The organism is Prevotella aff. ruminicola Tc2-24, from assembly GCF_900110895.1.
Classification (GTDB): domain Bacteria; phylum Bacteroidota; class Bacteroidia; order Bacteroidales; family Bacteroidaceae; genus Prevotella.
Genome location: NZ_FOIQ01000001.1, coordinates 147869 through 167918 on the forward strand (window position 1 = coordinate 147869; position 20050 = coordinate 167918).

Sequence of the window (20050 nt, forward strand, 5' to 3'; positions counted from 1 at the left end):
TTAATAAGATGAAAACATTAAAAAGAATAAAAAAGTATAAGGCAGAGTTGCCTGAAAAAACAGTTACAAACATCCGAACCATCCTATGCGAAAAGTTAGGTATCATTCTTGAAGAAGCAGATTTCAAAAGCGAGGGTGGCTTTTACTCTACAAGGATTAAGATCGGAAATTACAATCTTTCAGACTTAGACTATGGAACTAATGGCAAAGGAATGACATTCTCTTATGCCTTGGCAAGTGCCCATGGAGAGTTTATGGAGAGGATGCAGAACTTGGCTATAATTCGTTCCAATTCTTTAGCGTATAAAGATAGTAAATTCATACGTGATAATTCAGAATACATATCATTCTTGAAGAAGAACAATATGTTGTTGAATTATCAGTATGCTCCTGACGAGGAATATGTTATAGTGACAACCAACAACTATGAAGATATATTAAAAAATATTGGTTTTCCAGATAGAAAACTATTATTTGATAATTATCAGGGTAGAAAATTGAGTATGTTACCGTTTTATAATGTTACAAAAAAAGCTATAGAGCTTTTACCCTATGAAATTGTATTCAACAATTGTACTTCAAATGGAATGTGTGCAGGAAACACTCCAAAAGAAGCAATTATTCAAGGGCTTTCCGAAATCATTGAACGGTATGTTGTAAGAGAAATCTATATGAAGGGGCTTTCTTTACCAACAATTCCTGATTGCTATTTTTCTGGTACGGAAATACTGGATAAAATCAATTTGTTAAAAGAAAAATATGGCGAGAATTGGAAATTCCAAATAAAAGACTGTTCATTATGCAAAGGATATCCTGCTATTGGTATATTAATGCTAAACCATGTAGAACGTAAATACCTTTTCCATTTAGGAGTAGATCCTTCGCCCATAACCGCCTTAGAACGTTCACTTACAGAAATATTCCAAGGCAGAGAAATAGCTGCTATCTTAGATATGGATTACTCTGTTCAGAATGGCATGCTGTATGATCCAAATATCATGGATGCAGAATTCTACAAAACATGTACAACGGGGAGTGGCCATTATCCCATCACGATTTTAGATGAACCAGAAGATTCTAATTTCTTCGGTTTTGATGATTCTTGGGGTATTTCTGATGATAAAGACCTGAAAAAACTCATTCGTTTAATTGAAGGAGAAGGCCATGAGATATTTATTAGGGATGTTTCTTTTCTCGGATTTCCCTCTTATTGCATCTATGTTCCTGGTATTACTGAATTCCGAAATATCATTAAGGATAATCAAAGGAAGGCTCATGCTGATTTAAAACCTTTGGCAGTATCAGCTGCCCTTAACTTATATTTAGCTTCTAAAGAAGAAATGGAGGCACTTGCTACCTATATAGAGAACGAGAAAAAGTTTATAGAGCAAGTAATGGAATATGATTCCGATAGCTTTCTTATACGATATGACAAAGATTTGATTAAAGGAGTATTGTATATAGCGTCAGAGAATTATAGCAAAGCATACATTCATATAAAGAAGTATAGTGACAACTTTTCAGGAACGCCAAAAGAAAAACTGTTTTTCTCTGCACTTAGCGATATGCTGTTATGTAAGAAAGAAGGTTATAGCGCAGAAAGTATGAATTTGTTGTATGACAGATTAACAATAGAAACTGTTGGGAACTTTATTCAAGGGAAAGAAGTCTTAAAATATGTGCCATATGCAAGTTTTAGCAACAATGACTGGGATCGTTTCGGGGAGAAGCATCCTTCGTTTATGGGGATGCTTCAAGTGATGAAGAAATTGGAGGATGCATACATCGAAAATATTCCTAATCAAATTGAATTAAGGAGAATTATAGCATAATAAAAGAATGTCAGACAAATGTCAGGAAAAAAATTCGTCGTTTACGGTCAAATCGCTGTAATTTTGCAGCCGCAAATAATGTTAAAACGTGAACGATTTCCGTTTTCATGTGTATGCCTATAACGGAACCTCTAAACAAAACAAATAAAATGAGAAGACTGATTCTATTTTCAATGGTTTGCCTGATGACCACAATAACACAGGCACAGAATGAGACTACAGCGGAGAACGATTCCGTGGCATGGGATAAGATGCTCAGCGAAATCTCCGTGACGGGACACCGCCACATCGTCAGGATGAAGGGCAATACGCTCGTTGCACAGGTGGCTAACACGGAACTGGCCAATCTGGGCACAGCCAATGATGTACTGTCGCGTCTGCCATTCATCAATATGGACGGCGACGAAATCAGCATCGTCGGAAAGGGCAAGCCCGCAGTGTTCATTGACAATCGCCCCGTGCGCGACGAGTCGGAACTACAGATGCTCCGTAGCGAGAACATAAAGAACATCCAGATTATCACTTCGCCAGGCGCGGAATACGCTTCGGACGTGAAGGCCGTCATCAAGATACAGACGCGCCAGCCGTTCATCAAGGGACTGAGCGGAAAATTGACCTCGCAGACGTCTGCCAAGCGCATCTGGGAGGAAATGGCGATGGCCGACCTGAGCTACAACTGGACGAACTGGCAGGTGTTCGGACAAGTGATGTATAACAACGGCGGACGCAAGAACTATGACGTGAGCACTACCGACTTCCTTTTCAACGGTCAGCAAAACCAGCTTGTAAACACGGCTACGAAGCGCAACAAGTCTGAGGCCACGACCGCAAAGGGCGGCTTCAACTGGAACAGAGGCGGGCAGTCGCTCGGTGCCTACTACCAGTACACCAACCAGCCTACTCACTTCAAAAGCCGCGGCACGGAGGATGACGACGTGCTGGGCATCAAGGAGCAGAGCATCGGCAAACTCATCGACATCGATTCAAAGCAGGAGAAGCATTTGGCGTCGGCCTACTATGACAACACGTTCGAGAACGAGGCGCACCTGCACTTCGACGGCAACTACATCCACACATGGTACACCGATAACAACCTGACGCAGACCGTTTCGCCCACGACCAGCGAGATTGTTCCCTCGCAGACGGGCATGAACTCCGACCTCTGGGCGGGCAAACTCTACTACGAGTTTCCATTTGCCACGGGTAAACTGAACATTGGCACTGAGGACAGTTACACCTATAACCATCAACAGTACACGATGCAGAACGTTGCCGTCGGCACTTACATTCCCTCGACCGAGAACGAGAGCCGCCAGACCGATTGCGCAGCCTTCGCCACATGGCAGAAGGATTGGAATGCCCTGTCACTCCAGTTGGGTTTGCGCTACGAATACGTGAAGTTCGACTACAAGCGTGACGGCATCCGTGACGATGAGGTGAGCCGCACCGACAACAGTCTGTCGCCCAATCTCTCGCTCTCGTACAACTTCAACGAGACCACCTTCATGTCGCTCGACTATTCGCACTCCATCACTCGTCCGCCTTACAAGCAGTTGCGCAGTTCCCTATTATATGTCGGCCCCTACGAGGTGGAGGGTGGTAATCCCACGCTGGCCGACTGCAAGACCGACAATCTGAACTACATGTTCGGCTGGAAAGACCTGATGCTGGAACTGACCTACAGCCATCTGGCCGACACCTACGTCTATACCAAAGAACACTATTCCGATGCAAGGCCCCTGCTCGTGTTCAGTCCCCGTCAGGCCGACATCAACACGCTGAACGCCTACCTGTCTTACGCCCCCGTGGTCAAGTTCTGGAAGCCCAACTTCACCGTCGGCTTCGACCAGCAGTGGCTCACGCTCTACGGCGAGAAGTACAACAAGCCCATCTTCCGCTATATGCTGAAGAACATCTTCACGCCCTCGAAGAACTGGATGATGACCTTTGACGTGACAGGCTCGACACGCGGCCACACGATGACCAACGAAATGCGCTCACAGTGGGGCATCGACCTCTCCGTGCGCCGCTACTTCATGCAGAAGCGCTTGCAGATAGCCCTTGCCGCCAACGACATCTTTCACACCCGCAACCAAAGCTGGTGGATGAACGTCAAGGACGTGAGCCTTTACAAAGACTCCGATGCCGACACCCGACGCCTGATGCTCACCGTTTCCTACATCTTCAACCCCAAGAAGAGCAAGTATAAGGGCGAGGGAGCCGCCAACGACGAAATGAAACGACTCTAAACGAATGAAGAAGACCGCTCTGCTATTTATCGCACTCCTTGTTATCCTGGCAAGCATCGACTTCATCTGGCCTTTCACCACGGAAAGGACAGATGAAGACGTGTTTGAACAAGGCTTGAATACTGCTGAGATGCAGACATACCAAGACCCTGATTTGGGCTTCACGGTTAGATACCCGTCGTTTTTCGCCGTACAGCCCGACTCGCTCGATGAATACACAGGCCATGTCCGATTCAGTTATGATAACGAGTGGGCAACTGTCGTGCTCGAATGTTATGCCCTGCGCAACTATGGCCAGTCGCTCAAAAGCGGGATGGACTCGCTTGCACAGGTGCTTCATGCGACAGACTGCAAACTCGGCAGCGATTACTTCATCCTCTCTGGCCCACAGTACGAAAATGATAGTCGTATAGATGACTATAGCTATTATTCGCGATTAGTCAGTCGGGGCAAACTTTGGTTTGTCTATACGATGGTTTATCCAGACCGCTATCACAATCACCTCGGCAGACTCTTCAAGGAAATCGACGACTGGCAGGTGTTCGAGGATCAGCGCACAGGTATCAGCCGTGCCGACAGTTTCATGCTTGATGCCACCAAATGGAAACGCAAGAAACGTGTAATATACAACAATAGAACAGACTAGTTATTCCAGTATGAATGTGACACAATATGACAATGATTCACCCTTAGTAAAACAAGGTCGTAATTGTAGCCTCATTCCAATAACTTGTGTCGGGAGGTCAAGAAATTTGTTGCAAACAACACGCACAATGCAATATAACCATCTGTTATTCAATTAGTTTCGTTCTAAAGGGTGCAACATTCATTTGCACAGAACAAGGAAATGATATAATTTTGCACAAAAAAGATCAAATCCAGACCAAACTGGTAAACAGGAGCGAAAGCAGAAAAGCTATATGAGTATGCAAAATTTAATATTGATAAAATGAAAACAGTTAAGTTCTTATCAAAACTTTCGGCCATACTTATTTGGCTTTGTAGTATGTTTCTCATGTCAATCAGATGATTACTCTGATGTGGCATCGAACAAAGAGACTAAGACCTCTGACAAGACTTTGGTGGAACTACCATCAGGCGCGACAGTTGCTCGCAGTGGTGAACAGTACACTTGGCAGGAGGACATATTGCTAACTGAACAGCAACTTGAACTATTGGCTTCAACTGGTTCGCCGTTTGTGCCTATGTCAGAGCCACAGAATGGGCCATTAGAACTTCCTGCTGCGTTTGGCGGAGGCAAGAAAGAATCTACAACAAGATCATGTGCGGTGTATCCAAACGCAAATCTGTGGGCTATGGTACGTTTTGTATATGCCCCAAATGGCTATGACTTTGAAACTCAACTGGCACCATCTACGAAGGCTACAATCCAAGCTGCTCTGAGACATTGGGAAGCAACTACCAATGTTAGATTCTATAATGCGACGGGACAACCAACACATGATGACACTTACAACTTTGATTATCCTTACATTTATTTCTGCAACGGCTCAGGTAACAATTCTAGTGTAGGACGTATAGGCGGAAAACAAGTATTGCATCTGAATTATTTTGCATCAATGGGAAATGCAGCCCATGAGATTGGGCACGCAATAGGCCTCTATCATGAGCAGTCCAGACATGACAGAGACAATTACATTACAGTTAATTATAGCAACATACAACCCAGCAAGAAAGGTAATTTTGATAAGGTTACATCAAACTATTACAATATGGGGGCATTTGATTTCTCGTCTATCATGTTGTATTCTTCGGATGCTTTTGCTATAGATCCTACTATTCCAACTATGACAAAAAAGGACGGCTCTACGTTTACGGGACAAAGAATTGGCCTTAGTGATGGCGACCGGCGTTTTCCAAACTATTTCTATCTACCGTATATTGCCCGTTCTGACACGTATGCAGAATTGGACACGATAATGTATGACAGCAACAACAATAGGCTGACCCAGGCCCAGATACTACAAATTCAAGCCCAACTCAACAATGGCAATCCAACCCCTCCCTCAAATGGTAGGATAGCAAATGATTTTTAGTAACAAAACTTCGAGTACACAAATACATGGAAATGAAAACAGCGAGAATTGTAATCTTGTTCTTTGCACTACTGTCTTTTGTAGCATGTGATAGTAATGACGAGGTCATTGATAAAACTGAGCAAATTATACTCTATGTTTCTGCAGAAACTGGAACCTATCAGAATGTTCCAGACAATAATTATGTTGAAGGCATGCGAATTAAAGAAAAAGGAGAGTCTCAATGGATATGTGTATCTTTCCAAGAAATCTCAGGCTTTACTTTTGAGAACGGCTATGAGTACGAACTGCTAGTGAATAAGATAATAGTTGCCAATCCACCTCAAGATGCAGGAAATGTAAAATATGAACTGATAAAAGTAATCTCTCAAACAAAAAAGGAGTAGAGAAATTGTTGGTTCCTTTAAACTATACGAGGCTACCGAGATTAACAATCGGTAGCCTCGTAAATAACAAGTTGTACTTGTGGCTTTGTTTATAATTTGCAGCACGGCTTCCGAATTAAAGCCTTTGTCCCCGTTTCTTTTTTTCTTCTGTTGCAACCGACGATGGAATGCTTCATCTTCTGGGTCATAGACAAGGTTGGAAGTGTCGAACAAGCCCAATGACGAAATATTGATAGATGATTCAGATGGGTAGTGATGTGATTCCTCATGATGCTCTTCCTGTCTAGGATTGGGCTCTTGTCTATACTGGTGGTTCTGCCTTGTCTGCTGCTGAAAGCGGTCTTGGTATTCTGTTCTTTCATCGCGTTTCCATCCAAATACCTGACGATATTAGCGAATGAAAGGTCGCGCTTAATCTGTGAACCCTTGAAGTGAAGCCCATCCTTTCGTAAAGCGGAGCCCCTGTATGTCCTTGATGCTCATTAACTGAAGTACTACAGCTCTTTGAATCCTAAGCATCGCAATGATAGTTAAAGGAACTGCTGTTTTATCTTCAAATTGGTAATTTCTTGGGCAAATTTTGGGCATTTGGGCAAAATTTGCCCAAATTGTTAGAGTCATTTTTAGTCTTATTTTCATTAACATCTTTTAATCGCACTCGTTTTCAGATAGTTGTAAAATTACGATCTGAAAACGAATTCTTTTTGCTTGCACCCCTGCTTATGTTACAAGTGCGATCGCAAACAAACGCATTTAGTAACAAGTAAAAAGGACAAAAGATGAAATGCAATATTCTGACTGAAACGGCTTTCTTCCGTGCCGCCCAAAACGGAAGCCTCGAAGATATGACTGCCTGTTATGGTGAGTTTATCGAAAGGGTTGTGGACGTGTGCGGTTGCAAGAATGGCAAGACAACGGCCGTTGCCACTCTGCTGTTCGCAGGGATAGAACTGAAGGCAATGGGCAAGGGGAATCGGATGGTGGAAAAGGCTGTGACGTTCATCGGCGAGATGCAGAAGGTGGTGGAGCAGATGCCCGCTTCGGAGATAGCGGAATCGGCCAAGACGGGGCTGAACTGGACTGGTGACATCGTGAACCTTGTGGAACTGATGTATGGGCTACAGGAGATGCAATGCCTGAACGACGGGAAACTGCCCATTGAGGAACTCGGCAATCGCATATTCCCCCTGTTCGGGCTTCAGCCGAGGATCTATTCGCGTATCTATATCGACATCAAGCAGCGGGCCACGAAGAACGGCAACCGCACGTATTTCCTCAGCAGGATGCGGAACATGCTGGAGGAACGGATTGACCAGGACATACATATCTCGCTGAGAAGGAAATAAAAAAGTATCTGTTCATACGATATTCAGAAGCCCCGAACGATGTGAGTCGCCCGAGGCTTCGACTTTCTCAGAGATAGACTATCATTGCACGCTCCTTGCGTCTCGTCACCCTGTCGCATATCCAACGGCGGAACTCGGAGGCGAGCCCGGTGTGGACGTGGTAGGAGATGGCGATGACGCACTCAAGGTTGTAAAGTTCGTCTTTGTAACCGCTTTCCAGGAGGTCGTACTTGCTGATTAAATCGAGGTTGACGGCCAGTTGACTACGCATCCTGTTGATGATGCAACGCACCTTCATGATGGTGACGCCGAGCAGACTGGCTATCTCGCCCGCAGTCATCCAGACGTCGTAGCCCGTCAGCTCAAAGCGTTCGTGCTCAAACACGATGAGGTCTCTCTTCATCATAGTTCAGTCCCTTCACCTTATTTATATTACCATACCGATGTTAGGCGAGAACTGCTGGATCTTTGCCAGTTTCGTGGCCAGCGTATCAATCTCGCAGCCCAACTTCTCTTGCGTAATCTTCGCATAAACCTGAGTGCTCTCGATGCACTTGTGACCCAATACGGAGCCGACGACCTCCAAAGGCATCCCGTTCGACAGGCAGACAACCGTTGCCATCGTGTGACGGGCCATGTGCCAGGTCAGATTTTTGGTAATTCCACACAACTTGGCAACAAAACGGATTCTCTTGCAACAGGATTTGTGGTTAGGCACATCGAAGACATGCCCGTCTGTGCATAGTCCCTTGTACTTCTTGAGGATTGCCAGCGGGATAGGCAGCAGTTTCACGTTCTCAGCCACGCCTGTCTTCTGGCGGTGAGTGTGAATCCACAAACTGCCATCAGCGGGATTCTTCACGATGTTCTCGTTCTTCAGGTTCTTCAAGTCGGCATGAGCCAAGCCTGTGAAGCAGCAGAAGATGAAGAGGTCGCGGATGTAGGCACGTCGCGGTGTGAGCCTCGGATTGTTCATTAAGGCGTTCAACTCTTCCTTGGTCAGAAATCCCTTTTCGGTTTCCTCCTTTTGGATGTGGTAGTCACTGAATGGATAACGCGACACCCAACCGTTCTCATGGGCACGGTGCATCAGCATCATAATGGCATTGTTGTAGAGGATGCAGGTGTTGTGCGAGATGTTCCTCTCTGTTTTCAGATAGACTTCGAAGTCCGAGACGAAGGAGGGTTGGATTTCCTTTAACGCCATATCCGACACTCTATAGTGTTGGCGCAAGAACTCCCCGACATGCTTATAGACGGCCTGGTACTTGTGCAGCGAGGCTTTCGATCGCAGACCGCCCTCATACATGCGCTGATACTCAGCATTCCATTGGGCAAACATCGTCATCAAAGTTTGCTGACGATACTCCAGACCGAGGAAGGCATTCTTCACCTTCTCTGCCGTCACGAAGTTGTCGCGGTCAACAATCTCCTTGTAATACTTGTCGATACGGGCCTTGATCTTGTCAAGTTCCATGTTGACATTGCGGGCCATGACGCTTTTGCCAGTGGCACGACCGCCTTTGGTTTCCCAGAGGTCAGGCTTGCAGTCCACCTTGCAACTGAACTGGCACTGTGTTCCATCCACTGTGATGCGACCCATTACGGGGTACGTTCCATCCTTCTTTAACTTCTCCCTCTTGAGGTAGAAAATGATACTGTAGGTACTCTTCATTTTTACACTAATTTTACGTTTAACTTTCAGTTTGCAAAATTAGTCAATGCCGAGCATCCGATTTCTACGCAAATCTATTCAAATTTCGGCAACTCGTACCAAAGTCGGTTCAATTTCTCAAACTCGTTGAATATCAACCGTTTCAGTGTCTGAAAGTAACCTGTTCTCCTCGATTTTCACAATTTCAGAAACAAGTTACGAATTAGATACTTAAATCTTTCCTTCATACCGTACTCAAGTTGCAGTCCACTGTTCTCATCATTCCGCAGTTTCCTTCCCAATCCCCTGATTTGCAACGATTTTTCCGCTTTTCTCCTCTTTTGTTATCCGATAGCTGGTTTAGTTAGGGGAAACCCACACTTTCCCCGGAGGAAACTCCCAGTTTGCTCAGAGGGTTCCTTTGGTTGAAGGAAGCTCGTAGTGATAGATGTCGCGGCGTACTGCCATTTTCAGGGCTCTGGCGAGAGCCTTGAAAATGCCTTCAATCTTATGGTGTTCATTCTGCCCTTCGGCTTTGATGTTCAGGTTCATCTTAGCCGCATCACTCAGCGATTTAAAGAAATGTAAGAACATTTCAGTTGGCATCTCCCCAATCTTCTCACGTTTGAATTCCGCATCCCAGACTAGCCAAGGACGTCCGCCGAAATCGAGGCAGACGGCGCACAGGCAATCGTCCATGGGCAGAGCGTATCCATAGCGCTCGATACCGCGTTTGTTGCCAAGGGCATTGAGGATACACTCACCAAGAGCAATAGCGGTATCTTCAATGGTGTGGTGCTCATCTACTTCCAGATCGCCCTTTGTGTGGATGGTAAGGTCCATCATGCCGTGTTTGCCGATTTGCTCCAACATATGGTCAAAGAATCCGAGGCCAGTGCTGATATCGCACTTGCCAGTGCCGTCGAGATTGACGCGGACATGGATGTCGGTCTCCTTGGTAACCCGCTTGACTTCTGCGATGCGTTCGCCTGCAAAAAGGATCTCTGAAATCTTTTCCCATGTGATTCCTTCATCGCTAAGGATCAACGACTTGCATCCGATGTTTTGAGCAAAGGTTCGGTCTGTTTCTCGATCACCGATGACGTACGAATTGGCTATGTCGTACTCGGGATTGTTCATGTACTTCTCCACCAGTCCTGTGTTGGGCTTGCGGGTCGGCGCATGATCCTCTGGAAAGTGCGGGTCAATGAGGATGTCATCGAAGCGAATGCCTTCGCCCTCTAGTGTCTGGAGAATGAAGTTGTGTACAGGCCAGAAGGTGTCTTCTGGGAAAGATTCGGTGCCCAGACCATCCTGATTGCTAACCATCACGAACTCAAAGTCGAGTTTTTCGCGGATGAAGCTTAGATTACGGAAAACGCCTGGTGTAAACTTTAGCTTGCTGAAACTGTCGATCTGTTCGTCAGCAGGCTCTTCTATGAGTGTTCCGTCACGATCTATAAATAATAATCTTTTCATGATTTTTCATTTATGTTTTGCCGTTCTTTTTCTTGTGCTTCTATGGAGCCAGCGGCATAGTATGCTGGGAAGAAGATACTGGGAATCACATATGCTTGTATAAAACTGGCCAGTGTGAATACCAGGAAAGTCAGTTTTGTGATGTATGCTGGCATCCCCAGCGGGTCGCCCATCAGTACACCTGTCAGAGCCTTAAAGTTGGCAAGGAGAAGGATGTTGGCAGGCAGGGTCGTCAGTGCCAGAAAAGCCACACTAAGAATGATGGTGATGATGGCTACAGTGAAGAGCAGCCCCCACTGGCGGAATCCCACACGGTAGTCATGACTCAGGATTTTTAAGAAACGAGCGTCTCGTGTGGTCAAGTAGCGCATAAGCGGGTAGGACAACGGCACTGCCAGTATTAGGAAGAACAAACAGAGCAGGGCCACAAGACCTAGTCCTGCCAGCGACTGTTTGATGATTGCGTATGCCGCTCCTACGCTGATGATCGTGAAGATGATGATATTCAGCAGCAGACAGGCGAGTGCACAGATAATGGTATGGCACAAGATACGCTTGTCTGTATTGATACAAAAGAAGCGGGGGGCAGCCGCGATAATCCCTTGCGTGCGATGTTGGTATAGCATGGAAAAGAACTGCGAGTAAAGCCAGATGGCTACGATCAGTGTGAGAATCAAAGCTATAGAAACGAAGACATTCTCGACGGTATAGTCTGGAACATATAAATGTCCTGTTGTTATGGCGATGAAAAAGCGAGGAAACTCTTTCATCATCACACTGGTACAGAAACCATAGAGTAAAGCGTAGAGCAAGGCCATCACCCATGTGCGACGGAAGATGGTTCTGAAATTGCCGGTATAGAGCTTGTATCCGGCTGCTATGCAGACCCGGCTGCTGCGGACTTTCAAGAGTGCATCGTCTTTGTCTTTTTCCATATAAAATGATATTTTCACTATGTTGTGCAAAGGTACATCATTTTTTCGTAACTTTATCATCTTTGATGATGATTTTCGTGCAAAAAAGCATGCGACCCAAGATCGAAATCTTTCTGATGGCATAAAAAAAGAAACGAGTTTCTTTGTTTTGCGCTCTACTTTTAGTAACTTTGCCATCAGAGATGGCGAACTTACTCCGTCTCGGCATAAAAAAGATTGAAATCTTTTGTTCTGCTCTCGACTTTTTAGTAACTTTGCACCATTGTTAGTAGTTATTGAGGCATTTTATGAAAATATTAAAGTGGGGATTTATCGGCTGTGGCGAGGTGACCGAGAAGAAAAGCGGTCCAGCTTTCAGTGAGGTAGAAGGCTCAAGTGTAGAGGCGGTGATGAGCCGTACGGAGCAACGGGCCCGTACTTATGCTGTCCAGCATGGTATCCGAAAATGGTATACTGATGCGCAGGAACTGATAGATGATCCAGACGTCAATGCTGTTTATGTGGCTACTCCACCGTCAAGCCATGCTACTTATGCTATCATGGCAATGAAAGCCGGTAAACCTGTATATGTTGAGAAGCCTTTGGCTGCCAGTTATGAAGATTGTGCACGTATCAATCGTATCTCAGAACAGACAGGGGTGCCTTGTTTCGTGGCGTATTACCGTCGGTATCTTCCTTATTTCCAGAAGGTGAAGGATATCGTCTGCAACGGAAGAATAGGTAAAATCATAAATGTACAGGTGAGATATACAGAACCATTACGTGCTACTGATGCGGAAGCCATAAAGAACGGTCAACCGTTGCCGTGGCGACTACAGCCGGAAATCGCAGGTGGTGGCTATTTCTATGATATGGCACCTCATCAGCTGGATCTTCTGCAGGATATGTTTGGCGTAATCCTGGAAGCTCGTGGCATATGTGCTAACCGTGGGGGCTACTATGAGGCGGAGGACTCGGTAAGTGCCTCTTTCCGTTTTGAGAACGGCCTGCCTGGTAGTGGTTCTTGGTGTTATGTTGCCCATGAGAGTGCAAGGGAGGACTGTATTGAGATTATTGGTACGGAAGGACAAGTCAGCTTCTCCGTCTTTGACTATAAACCTATTCGTCTGCAGACTAGCGACGGAGACGAGAATATCACAGTGCCTAATCCGCCTTATGTGCAATATCCACTCATTAAGAATGTGATTGAGCATCTGCAGGGGCTGGGTGTATGCACGTGTACCAGCGTTTCGGCAACGCCAGTAAACTGGGCCATGGATCGTATCTTAAATAAGTTCTGAAGACGTTGAAGGGACTATTGATGATATGGCTCCTGCTGACGGCTGCGCCTATGATGGCCGACCGTGTAGAAGAGATGGATAGTCTCTCTGTGATGAGAGATTCTCTACCCAAATCCAAGGAACTCAGTCCGCTCCGACGTACTATCCGGGGGCTTGACCAACTGCACAATGAGTATATAGAGCCTCAGCATTATGAGTTTACGGTGATGATGCAGTTGACGCGTACCTATGAGAGTTTCATGCTGGGAAGTAATGGACAAAGCATCTTATTGGCGCCAGACGAGCTGACGAAGGTAGGGCCGTATTTCGGCTGGAGATGGGTGTTTTTCGGTTATACTTTCGACCTGAGCCATCTTGGATTTGGTAGCAACGGTATCAGAAAAGAGTTTGACTTTAGTATTTATACCTCACAGGTGGGTGTGGATCTGCATTACAGACGGACTGGGCATGACTATAAGGTGCGTGATGTCAAGTTAGGCTATGGCATTAATGGTGATGAGTTCGAGGACATGCCGTTCGATGGCATCAGTGTAGGGATAACAGGCTTGAATGCCTACTACATCTTCAATCACGGTCGTTTCTCATATCCAGCGGCCTTCAGTCAGAGTACCTGTCAGAAAGTGAGTTGTGGCTCGTGGATGGCAGGAGCAGGGTATATGCGAAATACGCTCGATTTTGATTTCGAGAAGTTGGAGGAGTTGTTCAATGAGAGGGCAGGGAAGGATCAGGAAGTGAAACTCGACAGCGGTCTGATGTTCAGTCACATCAAGTATACTGACTATAGTCTCTCGGGTGGCTACGCATATAACTGGGTGTTTGCCAAGGATTGGCTCTTCTGTGCGAGCGGCCAGTTGGCTTTGGCCTACAAAACGAGCTATGGTGATATGTCGAATGAGAAAAAGGGCTTTGATTTCTCAAAAGTGAACGTAGATATGCTAGGGCGGTTTGGACTTGTCTATAATAATACGAGATGGTATGCCGGATTGAGTGCCATCCTGCGTACGAACAATTATCGGGGGTCACGCTTTACGGCTAATAATATCTTCGGATCGTTCAATGCCTATATCGGCTATAATTTCATGTTAAAGAAAAAGTACAGGAAAAGAAATGGATAGATTGAAAGGAATAATTGGAATGATGATGGTGCTGTTCCCTTGTATCCTTTGTAAGGCAGAGGGGAAGACGATGTATGCTGCACTTCCGACAGATAGCATCGACGTGTGTCGTTTTCTGGAAGAGGCGCGGCACATGCCTCGTACCACTAATTTCCCATTGTTCTTTGCACGGAAATTCTTGGGGAAACCATATGTGGCGCATACACTAGACCTTAACGATGAGGAACGGCTGGTGGTGAATACCCGTCAGTTGGATTGCACGACGTTGGTTGAGAACGTGACGGCACTCACTCTTTGTGTCTATCGTAATCTGTACTCATGGCATGACTATCTGAATGCGTTGGTGGCTATGCGTTACCGCCATGGGCTTATAGATCGTTATCCAAGTCGCATTCACTATTTCACGGAGTGGATCACCGCTAATACGGCAACGGAGATGGTCAAGGAGATCCAGACTCCTGATCCTCCTTTTAGTCATGTGCAGACTGTTTGTGTAAACTATATGAGTCAGCATCCGGAAAGCTATAAAGCTCTGTCGCAGCATCCGGAGTATGTGGAGGATATCCGGCAGATGGAGGAACGTGTCACAGGTGGGCATTTCCGTTATATTCCTAAGAGCGAGGTGAAGAACAGCAGAGTCTTGCGGCGTGCCATTCATGATGGTGATATCATTGCTATTACCAGTAAGAAGGTGGGACTGGATATTGCCCATCTGGGGTTCGCGGTTTGGCGCAAGGATGGACTCCATCTGCTGAATGCTTCATCAGTTCACAAGAAGGTGGTGGAGGAGCCGATGACTCTGTACCAGTATCTTCAAAAGCATCCATCCCATACAGGAATCAGAATTATCAGAATCAACAAATAAACTTAACCCGATATGAAAATGGAATTACCTGATTTTATGAGCTATGCCAACAAATTCTCTCAGTCTGAATTTGTTGAGAAGATTTCGCGTATTGCTAAGCGAGCTGGTGCGAAACTGGTCTATGCGGCTTTGATACTCTATTACACACTGCAGAGTGACCATGTCAGTAAGACTGACAAGGCTATCATCATTGGCGCTTTGGGTTACATGATCAGTCCACTGGATGTGATACCAGATGCTATTCCCATTGCGGGACTCACTGATGACTTGGCTGTCCTGCTGTATGTCCTGAAGAAAGTATGGACGGATATTGATCCTGCTATTGTCGAACAGGCTAAAGGCAAGTTGTCTAAGTGGTTTGATGACGAGGAAATCAACGAGATTAAGGACCTCTTCAAGGAGGATGAGTAGTCGCAATGATACTCCTTTTTTCTAGTGGTTCACGACAGGACGTGTGACAATTGCACGAAACCACATGAATAAATAAAAAGAATCCGGAAACCTTTTGTTTATTGAGGTTTCCGGATTTTCTTTGGAGGTGCCTGGCGGATTCGAACCGCCGTAGACGGTTTTGCAGACCGTTGACTAAGCCACTCATCCAAGGCACCTTTTCTTGAATGCGGATGCAAAGGTAGGCATATTATTCGACATGACCAAATTTTTGACCTATTTTTTATGCCAGCAATCGGCTTTTTTCTTTTTCTGTACTTGTTTCAGCTCTTTCAGTGCGCAGCCCTTACACCCATAGCATGGATCTGAGGCTTGTCTAACCAAGTTGTAGACCCACCATGTTCCATAGCAGGTAGCGCCGATGAGGATGAGGATGACAAGAACAGTCTGCATGGGTACACTCGCGTCAGATCTTAGACAGTTTTCTTAGGAGGACTTTGTTAATCACCAGAATCCTGTGTCCTGTCTTTCCAATATCCTCACGTACATTATTAATATTATTGAAAAAGTCGCTGAAGGCATTCAACAGGAAATTGGGCTGCCCGCTATCTTCAATGACCTCAGGATTGGTTAGAATCCTGATACCCTCATGCTCAATATGCACCTCAATCTCCTCACCAGTCATAATCGGATCGCCATCGTAGTGTATGGCACCAGGACCTTTTCGTTTGATATGCAGACTCTTTGTGCGGAAGGTTTTGATTTTTGAGTTGTTTGTTATCGTCTTCATGAAAAGGTCTGCTGCAATTTGGGGCGCTTCCAGGGCATCAAAGGGTTCCATGATGATAACGTCCATCTCACCGTCTTTCATCGTGGCTCCAGGGGCAATATAAGCGTTATTGCCGTACTGTGAGGCATTCGCACAAGCGATGAGAAATGCTTTATAGCGTTTCTTTCCTGTGTCATCGGACACTTCGTAAGTCTCTGGTTTATATTTCAGCCCCTCCTTGAGTACATTCTCCACGTAGGTGATAGGGCCGCGTTTGCCAGCTTCTGCGAACTTCAGCGAAATAAAAGCATCGAAGCCCATTCCACAGGTACAGAAGAACGGCAGCTCGTTGATCATGCCATAGTCGAAAGTCTCAATCTTACAGGCATTGATGATTTGGATGGCCTTCTTGATGTCTAGTGGAATACAGAGATGCCTGGCTAGTCCGTTGCCGGATCCGCAGGGGATAATCCCTAAGGCCGTAAAAGAGTGGGTGAGGGAACGTGCCACCTCGTTGACTGTTCCATCACCTCCGACAGCCACTACGATGTCTGTCTGCCGTTCTGCGCAGGCTTTGGCAATTTCTGCCGCATGACCCGCATATTCTGTAAAGCATATCTGATAGTCAAAGTGATCCTTCTCAAGATTCTCCTCAATCAATGAGGGTACCTCATCTTTGGAATGAGTACCTGATATCGGATTTACGATGAAGACAATTTCCTTTTTCTTAGTCATATTCATATGCAAAAGTACAAAATTAGACTGAAAAATCGGGCTTTTGTATAACAAAATAATCCAAAACGGACAATATCTTGATAAAAACTTGCACGAATTGATAAAAAATGTGTAACTTTGCAGCCTGAAAATAAAAATTAATAGAACTTACCTATACCAGAATGGGACAGTTACAGGAAAAATACAAGAATTATCGTGAGCCGCAGAAGTTCATGGAGGCTGACGTTTATCCTTATTTCCGTGCTATAGAAGGAAAGCAAGGAACGGAAGTTGAGATGGGTGGACATAAGGTTCTGATGTTCGGTTCAAATGCTTATACAGGTCTGACAGGTGATCAGCGCATTATCGATGCCGCAAAGGCTGCGCTTGACAAGTATGGTTCAGGCTGCGCAGGAAGTCGTTTTCTCAATGGTACACTTGATCTTCATGTACAACTTGAAAAGGAGATCTCCGAGTTTATAGGAAAAGATGACTGTTTGTGCTTTTCAACAGGTTTCTCTGTGAATCAAGGTGTACTTGCTATGGTCGTTGGAAAGGATGATTATATCATCTGTGATGATCGTGACCATGCCAGTATCGTTGATGGTCGACGTCTTTCTTTTGCCAAGCAGTTACATTACAAGCATAACGACATGGACGATCTGGAGCGTGTGCTTCAGAAACTGCCTTATGATGCTATCAAACTGATTGTCGTTGATGGTGTGTTCTCTATGGAGGGCGACCTTGCCAAATTGCCAGAGATTGTTGCGTTAAAGCATAAATATAACTGCTCGATTATGGTGGATGAGGCTCATGGTCTTGGCGTCTTTGGTCGTCAGGGACGTGGTGTGTGTGATCATTTTGGTCTCACCGATGAGGTGGATCTGATTATGGGTACCTTCTCGAAGTCGCTTGCTAGTATTGGCGGATTTATTGCATCAGACTGGGATACCATCAATTTCCTGCGTCATACATGTCGTACGTATATCTTCTCTGCTTCCAACACCCCTGCGGCAACGGCAGCAGCGATGGAGGCTCTGCACATCATCCAGCAGGAACCCGAGCGTATTGAAAAGCTCTGGAAAGTGACTAATTATGCTTTAAAACGTTTCCGTGAGGAAGGTTTTGAGATTGGCGATACAGAGAGTCCGATTATCCCACTTTATGTGCGTGACGTGGAGAAAACATTCTTGGTGACTGCACTCGCCTTCAAGGCAGGCGTGTTCATCAACCCCGTTATCCCACCGGCATGTGCTCCGCAAGATACACTGGTGCGTTATGCATTGATGGCTACTCATACCGAGGAACAAGTGGACCGTTCGGTAGTTGCCTTGAAGAAGATCTTCCAGGAGCAGGGTATCATAAAATAATAATAGAAAGTGCGAATGAGAGAATGAAAAGATGATGGATGAACTCTGAAACGTTAAAAAACGACAAGGTTTGTCATTTCATTCTCTCATTCTTTCGTTATTTCATTTTTATTTAGTACCTTTGCAGCCGCAAAACAGCGAGGTGTAGCGCAGTTGGTAGCGTTCCTGGTTTGGGACCAGGCTGTCGCAGGTTCGAGTCCTGTCACCTCGACTTTCTTAAAAAGCCGCTGATTCATCACGAGTCAGCGGTTTTTTTATTGTTGTTCTTCCAGATGCTTGGGTCCTTCGATGCCGAAGATATAGAAGAGCGAGGCCACAACGGCCATCACTGCCATATTGAGGATGCTATTACTTATATGTTATTGGGTTGCCATATCTCTATCCTGAAGTACTGTCCTTTGCCATCGGCGGGCACTTGCTTGGGCAGTATGTCAATCACCCAATATGGCTTATTCAAATACTCTTCTATTGTCATATATGTAAAACTACTGTTTCATCTTGCTGTTCATACTCAATCAAAACAGTTTTTTCCAGAGCCACAATATTGTTACTGCACCAACAACGCAGAAGACAAAGTTGGTGAGATAGCCTTTGCCAAGCAGTTCTATATTCAGCAAGTGGCTGATGAAAGTACCGGCATAGCTACCAACGATGCCAATGATAAGGTTCAAGCAGCATCCTTTACCTTTGCCACTCATGATGCGATTGGCAACATATCCAATGAGGATGCCTGTCAGTATCGGCCAAGCCGTGAATTCAACAAGATGTTCTAACATACCTTTTTCTTTATAGCATTTCTTCTAATTTGTCAACCGCCTGAGTCATGTCCTCTCTAAACCGCTTGTGGTCTCTCAGGAAATCGACCCTACCGTCGGATATGACCTCATAAAGTTCCTGGCTCATGTCATCCACGTAGCTGCCAATGGCCAGTTCTATGTCATCCATCTGCCAATCGAGGGTAGAATGGATATAGACATTTCGTTTCTGATGTAGAAAGCTATATGCGGTCTCTACGCTGTCTTTCGTAATCATTGGTCGTAGCCGATGGGTCTGAACTGTTTCTGCCGCTCACTCCATACGAAACCGTACTTCATGAGATAATCCTTTATATCCTTGGGGGTTCTGCTGAAGGCGAAGCATAGCGATTCCAGCGTGTCAAACTCCTCGTCTCTTAAGAGCATGTTGACGCTCGAAACTAGAATGGCAGGGTCTTTGGGTAGATAATCCATACTTTTTATCTTAAACAATGTGGCAAAGGTACAAATTATCGGAGTATTTTCGCCATCTTTGCATCGACATTTAGGATAGTTTATGATTGTAGAGGATAACGTAAAAGTATACCATCAGCAATGGTCATTATCGCGGCCGACTCGGGGTTCTTGTTCTGCGTCTTGATCAACTTTTGTGCCATTTGTGTAAGTGATTTAGTTAAACATAGGCCGTTGGTGCCGAGGGGGGATCTTTGGCTTAAGGAGATGCCTTCTATGAGCTATCCGGATAGGCTCTATGGGTCATGGAGATAGGGTCTATACCCCTATAGGGATTATCTCCATGAGTCGTAGATGACGTCTCTTTCACCGAAAGGGATTATCTCTTTCACCCTTACTTG

Annotated in this window: 20 protein-coding genes and 2 tRNA genes; 12 read left to right on the top strand and 10 right to left on the bottom strand. The window is 45.4% G+C overall.

Features of this window, described 5'->3' with window-relative positions; genetic code table 11:
* Nucleotides 1–8 precede the first annotated feature (8 nt).
* The 5 genes from BMY63_RS00620 (at nucleotide 9) to BMY63_RS00640 (ending at nucleotide 6524) form a co-directional block, all read left to right on the top strand.
* Nucleotides 9–1832 carry a YcaO-like family protein gene (locus BMY63_RS00620; RefSeq protein WP_091914061.1) on the top strand — a complete coding sequence of 608 codons (1824 nt, stop codon included), beginning with the start codon at nucleotides 9–11 and terminating at the stop codon, nucleotides 1830–1832.
* A 149-nt stretch (nucleotides 1833–1981) separates the two neighbouring features.
* Nucleotides 1982–4081 carry an outer membrane beta-barrel family protein gene (locus BMY63_RS00625; RefSeq protein WP_177178349.1) on the top strand — a complete coding sequence of 700 codons (2100 nt, stop codon included), beginning with the start codon at nucleotides 1982–1984 and terminating at the stop codon, nucleotides 4079–4081.
* 4 nt (nucleotides 4082–4085) lie between these two features.
* A complete protein-coding gene (locus BMY63_RS00630) occupies nucleotides 4086–4727 on the top strand; it encodes a hypothetical protein (RefSeq protein ID WP_091914065.1) in 642 nt (213 codons plus the stop codon).
* Nucleotides 4728–5121: 394 nt separating this feature from the next.
* Nucleotides 5122–6138 (top strand): M12 family metallopeptidase, encoded by a 1017-nt coding sequence (locus BMY63_RS00635; protein ID WP_091914067.1) that lies wholly within the window; start codon nucleotides 5122–5124, stop codon nucleotides 6136–6138.
* 32 nt (nucleotides 6139–6170) lie between these two features.
* Nucleotides 6171–6524 (top strand): DUF4377 domain-containing protein, encoded by a 354-nt coding sequence (locus BMY63_RS00640; RefSeq protein ID WP_177178350.1) that lies wholly within the window; start codon nucleotides 6171–6173, stop codon nucleotides 6522–6524.
* A 411-nt stretch (nucleotides 6525–6935) separates the two neighbouring features.
* On the opposite strand, the gene BMY63_RS00645 is transcribed toward BMY63_RS00640, so the two are convergent.
* Complete coding sequence (locus BMY63_RS00645) at nucleotides 6936–7163, bottom strand: hypothetical protein (RefSeq protein WP_143065682.1); 228 nt, start codon at nucleotides 7161–7163, stop codon at nucleotides 6936–6938.
* Between the two features lie 140 nt (nucleotides 7164–7303).
* Between BMY63_RS00645 and BMY63_RS00650 the strand changes: the two genes are divergently transcribed.
* On the top strand, nucleotides 7304–7870 hold the full coding sequence (locus BMY63_RS00650; RefSeq protein ID WP_091914073.1) for an RteC domain-containing protein: 567 nt from the start codon (nucleotides 7304–7306) through the stop codon (nucleotides 7868–7870).
* A gap of 67 nt (nucleotides 7871–7937) precedes the next feature.
* Here the strand turns inward: BMY63_RS00650 and BMY63_RS00655 are convergent, their stop codons facing one another.
* The 4 genes from BMY63_RS00655 to BMY63_RS00670 form a co-directional block, all read right to left on the bottom strand.
* Nucleotides 7938–8276, bottom strand: a complete 339-nt coding sequence (locus BMY63_RS00655; RefSeq protein ID WP_091914075.1) for a hypothetical protein — start codon at nucleotides 8274–8276, stop codon at nucleotides 7938–7940.
* A gap of 21 nt (nucleotides 8277–8297) precedes the next feature.
* Nucleotides 8298–9545 (bottom strand): site-specific integrase, encoded by a 1248-nt coding sequence (locus BMY63_RS00660; RefSeq protein ID WP_091914077.1) that lies wholly within the window; start codon nucleotides 9543–9545, stop codon nucleotides 8298–8300.
* Nucleotides 9546–9932: 387 nt separating this feature from the next.
* A complete protein-coding gene (gene hisB / locus BMY63_RS00665; RefSeq protein WP_091914079.1) occupies nucleotides 9933–11003 on the bottom strand; it encodes a bifunctional histidinol-phosphatase/imidazoleglycerol-phosphate dehydratase HisB in 1071 nt (356 codons plus the stop codon).
* Entirely contained in the window at nucleotides 11000–11938 is a 939-nt protein-coding gene (locus BMY63_RS00670) for a hypothetical protein (RefSeq protein ID WP_091914081.1), read from the bottom strand. The genes hisB and BMY63_RS00670 overlap by 4 nt, the downstream gene beginning before the upstream one ends.
* Nucleotides 11939–12225: 287 nt before the next feature.
* Here BMY63_RS00670 and BMY63_RS00675 point away from each other — a divergent pair, with 287 nt between their 5' ends.
* The 4 genes from BMY63_RS00675 to BMY63_RS00690 are packed head-to-tail and all read left to right on the top strand — an operon-like array spanning nucleotide 12226 to nucleotide 15609.
* Nucleotides 12226–13218 (top strand): Gfo/Idh/MocA family protein, encoded by a 993-nt coding sequence (locus BMY63_RS00675; protein WP_091914083.1) that lies wholly within the window; start codon nucleotides 12226–12228, stop codon nucleotides 13216–13218.
* A 5-nt stretch (nucleotides 13219–13223) separates the two neighbouring features.
* Nucleotides 13224–14333 (top strand): DUF4421 domain-containing protein, encoded by a 1110-nt coding sequence (locus BMY63_RS00680; protein ID WP_255397395.1) that lies wholly within the window; start codon nucleotides 13224–13226, stop codon nucleotides 14331–14333.
* Nucleotides 14326–15198, top strand: a complete 873-nt coding sequence (locus tag BMY63_RS00685; protein WP_256218887.1) for an N-acetylmuramoyl-L-alanine amidase-like domain-containing protein — start codon at nucleotides 14326–14328, stop codon at nucleotides 15196–15198. The genes BMY63_RS00680 and BMY63_RS00685 overlap by 8 nt, the downstream gene beginning before the upstream one ends.
* Before the next feature lie 18 nt (nucleotides 15199–15216).
* Nucleotides 15217–15609, top strand: a complete 393-nt coding sequence (locus tag BMY63_RS00690; protein WP_091914087.1) for a YkvA family protein — start codon at nucleotides 15217–15219, stop codon at nucleotides 15607–15609.
* Nucleotides 15610–15731: 122 nt separating this feature from the next.
* Here the strand turns inward: BMY63_RS00690 and BMY63_RS00695 are convergent.
* Together BMY63_RS00695 and BMY63_RS00700 are read right to left on the bottom strand one after the other, a co-directional pair.
* Nucleotides 15732–15806: transfer RNA gene (locus BMY63_RS00695), tRNA-Cys, on the bottom strand.
* Nucleotides 15807–16054: 248 nt separating this feature from the next.
* Nucleotides 16055–17092, bottom strand: a complete 1038-nt coding sequence (locus BMY63_RS00700; RefSeq protein ID WP_091914906.1) for a diacylglycerol/lipid kinase family protein — start codon at nucleotides 17090–17092, stop codon at nucleotides 16055–16057.
* A gap of 161 nt (nucleotides 17093–17253) precedes the next feature.
* On the opposite strand from BMY63_RS00700, the gene spt reads away from it, so the two are divergent.
* Entirely contained in the window at nucleotides 17254–18441 is a 1188-nt protein-coding gene (spt, locus tag BMY63_RS00705; RefSeq protein ID WP_091899267.1) for a serine palmitoyltransferase, read from the top strand.
* Nucleotides 18442–18579: 138 nt separating this feature from the next.
* Nucleotides 18580–18652: transfer RNA gene (locus tag BMY63_RS00710), tRNA-Pro, on the top strand.
* A gap of 304 nt (nucleotides 18653–18956) precedes the next feature.
* Here the strand turns inward: BMY63_RS00710 and BMY63_RS00715 are convergent.
* Genes BMY63_RS00715 through BMY63_RS00725 form a run of 3 tightly spaced genes read right to left on the bottom strand, consistent with a single transcriptional unit; the run spans nucleotide 18957 to nucleotide 19670 of the window.
* Nucleotides 18957–19217 carry a GlsB/YeaQ/YmgE family stress response membrane protein gene (locus BMY63_RS00715; RefSeq protein WP_091914089.1) on the bottom strand — a complete coding sequence of 87 codons (261 nt, stop codon included), beginning with the start codon at nucleotides 19215–19217 and terminating at the stop codon, nucleotides 18957–18959.
* A gap of 10 nt (nucleotides 19218–19227) precedes the next feature.
* Entirely contained in the window at nucleotides 19228–19473 is a 246-nt protein-coding gene (locus tag BMY63_RS00720) for a hypothetical protein (RefSeq protein ID WP_091914091.1), read from the bottom strand.
* The gene (locus BMY63_RS00725) at nucleotides 19470–19670 is read right to left on the bottom strand and encodes a DUF4250 domain-containing protein (protein ID WP_091914093.1); all 201 of its coding nucleotides are present in this window, start codon (nucleotides 19668–19670) and stop codon (nucleotides 19470–19472) included. Before BMY63_RS00725 ends, BMY63_RS00720 begins: the two co-directional genes overlap by 4 nt.
* Nucleotides 19671–20050: the final 380 nt, after the last annotated feature.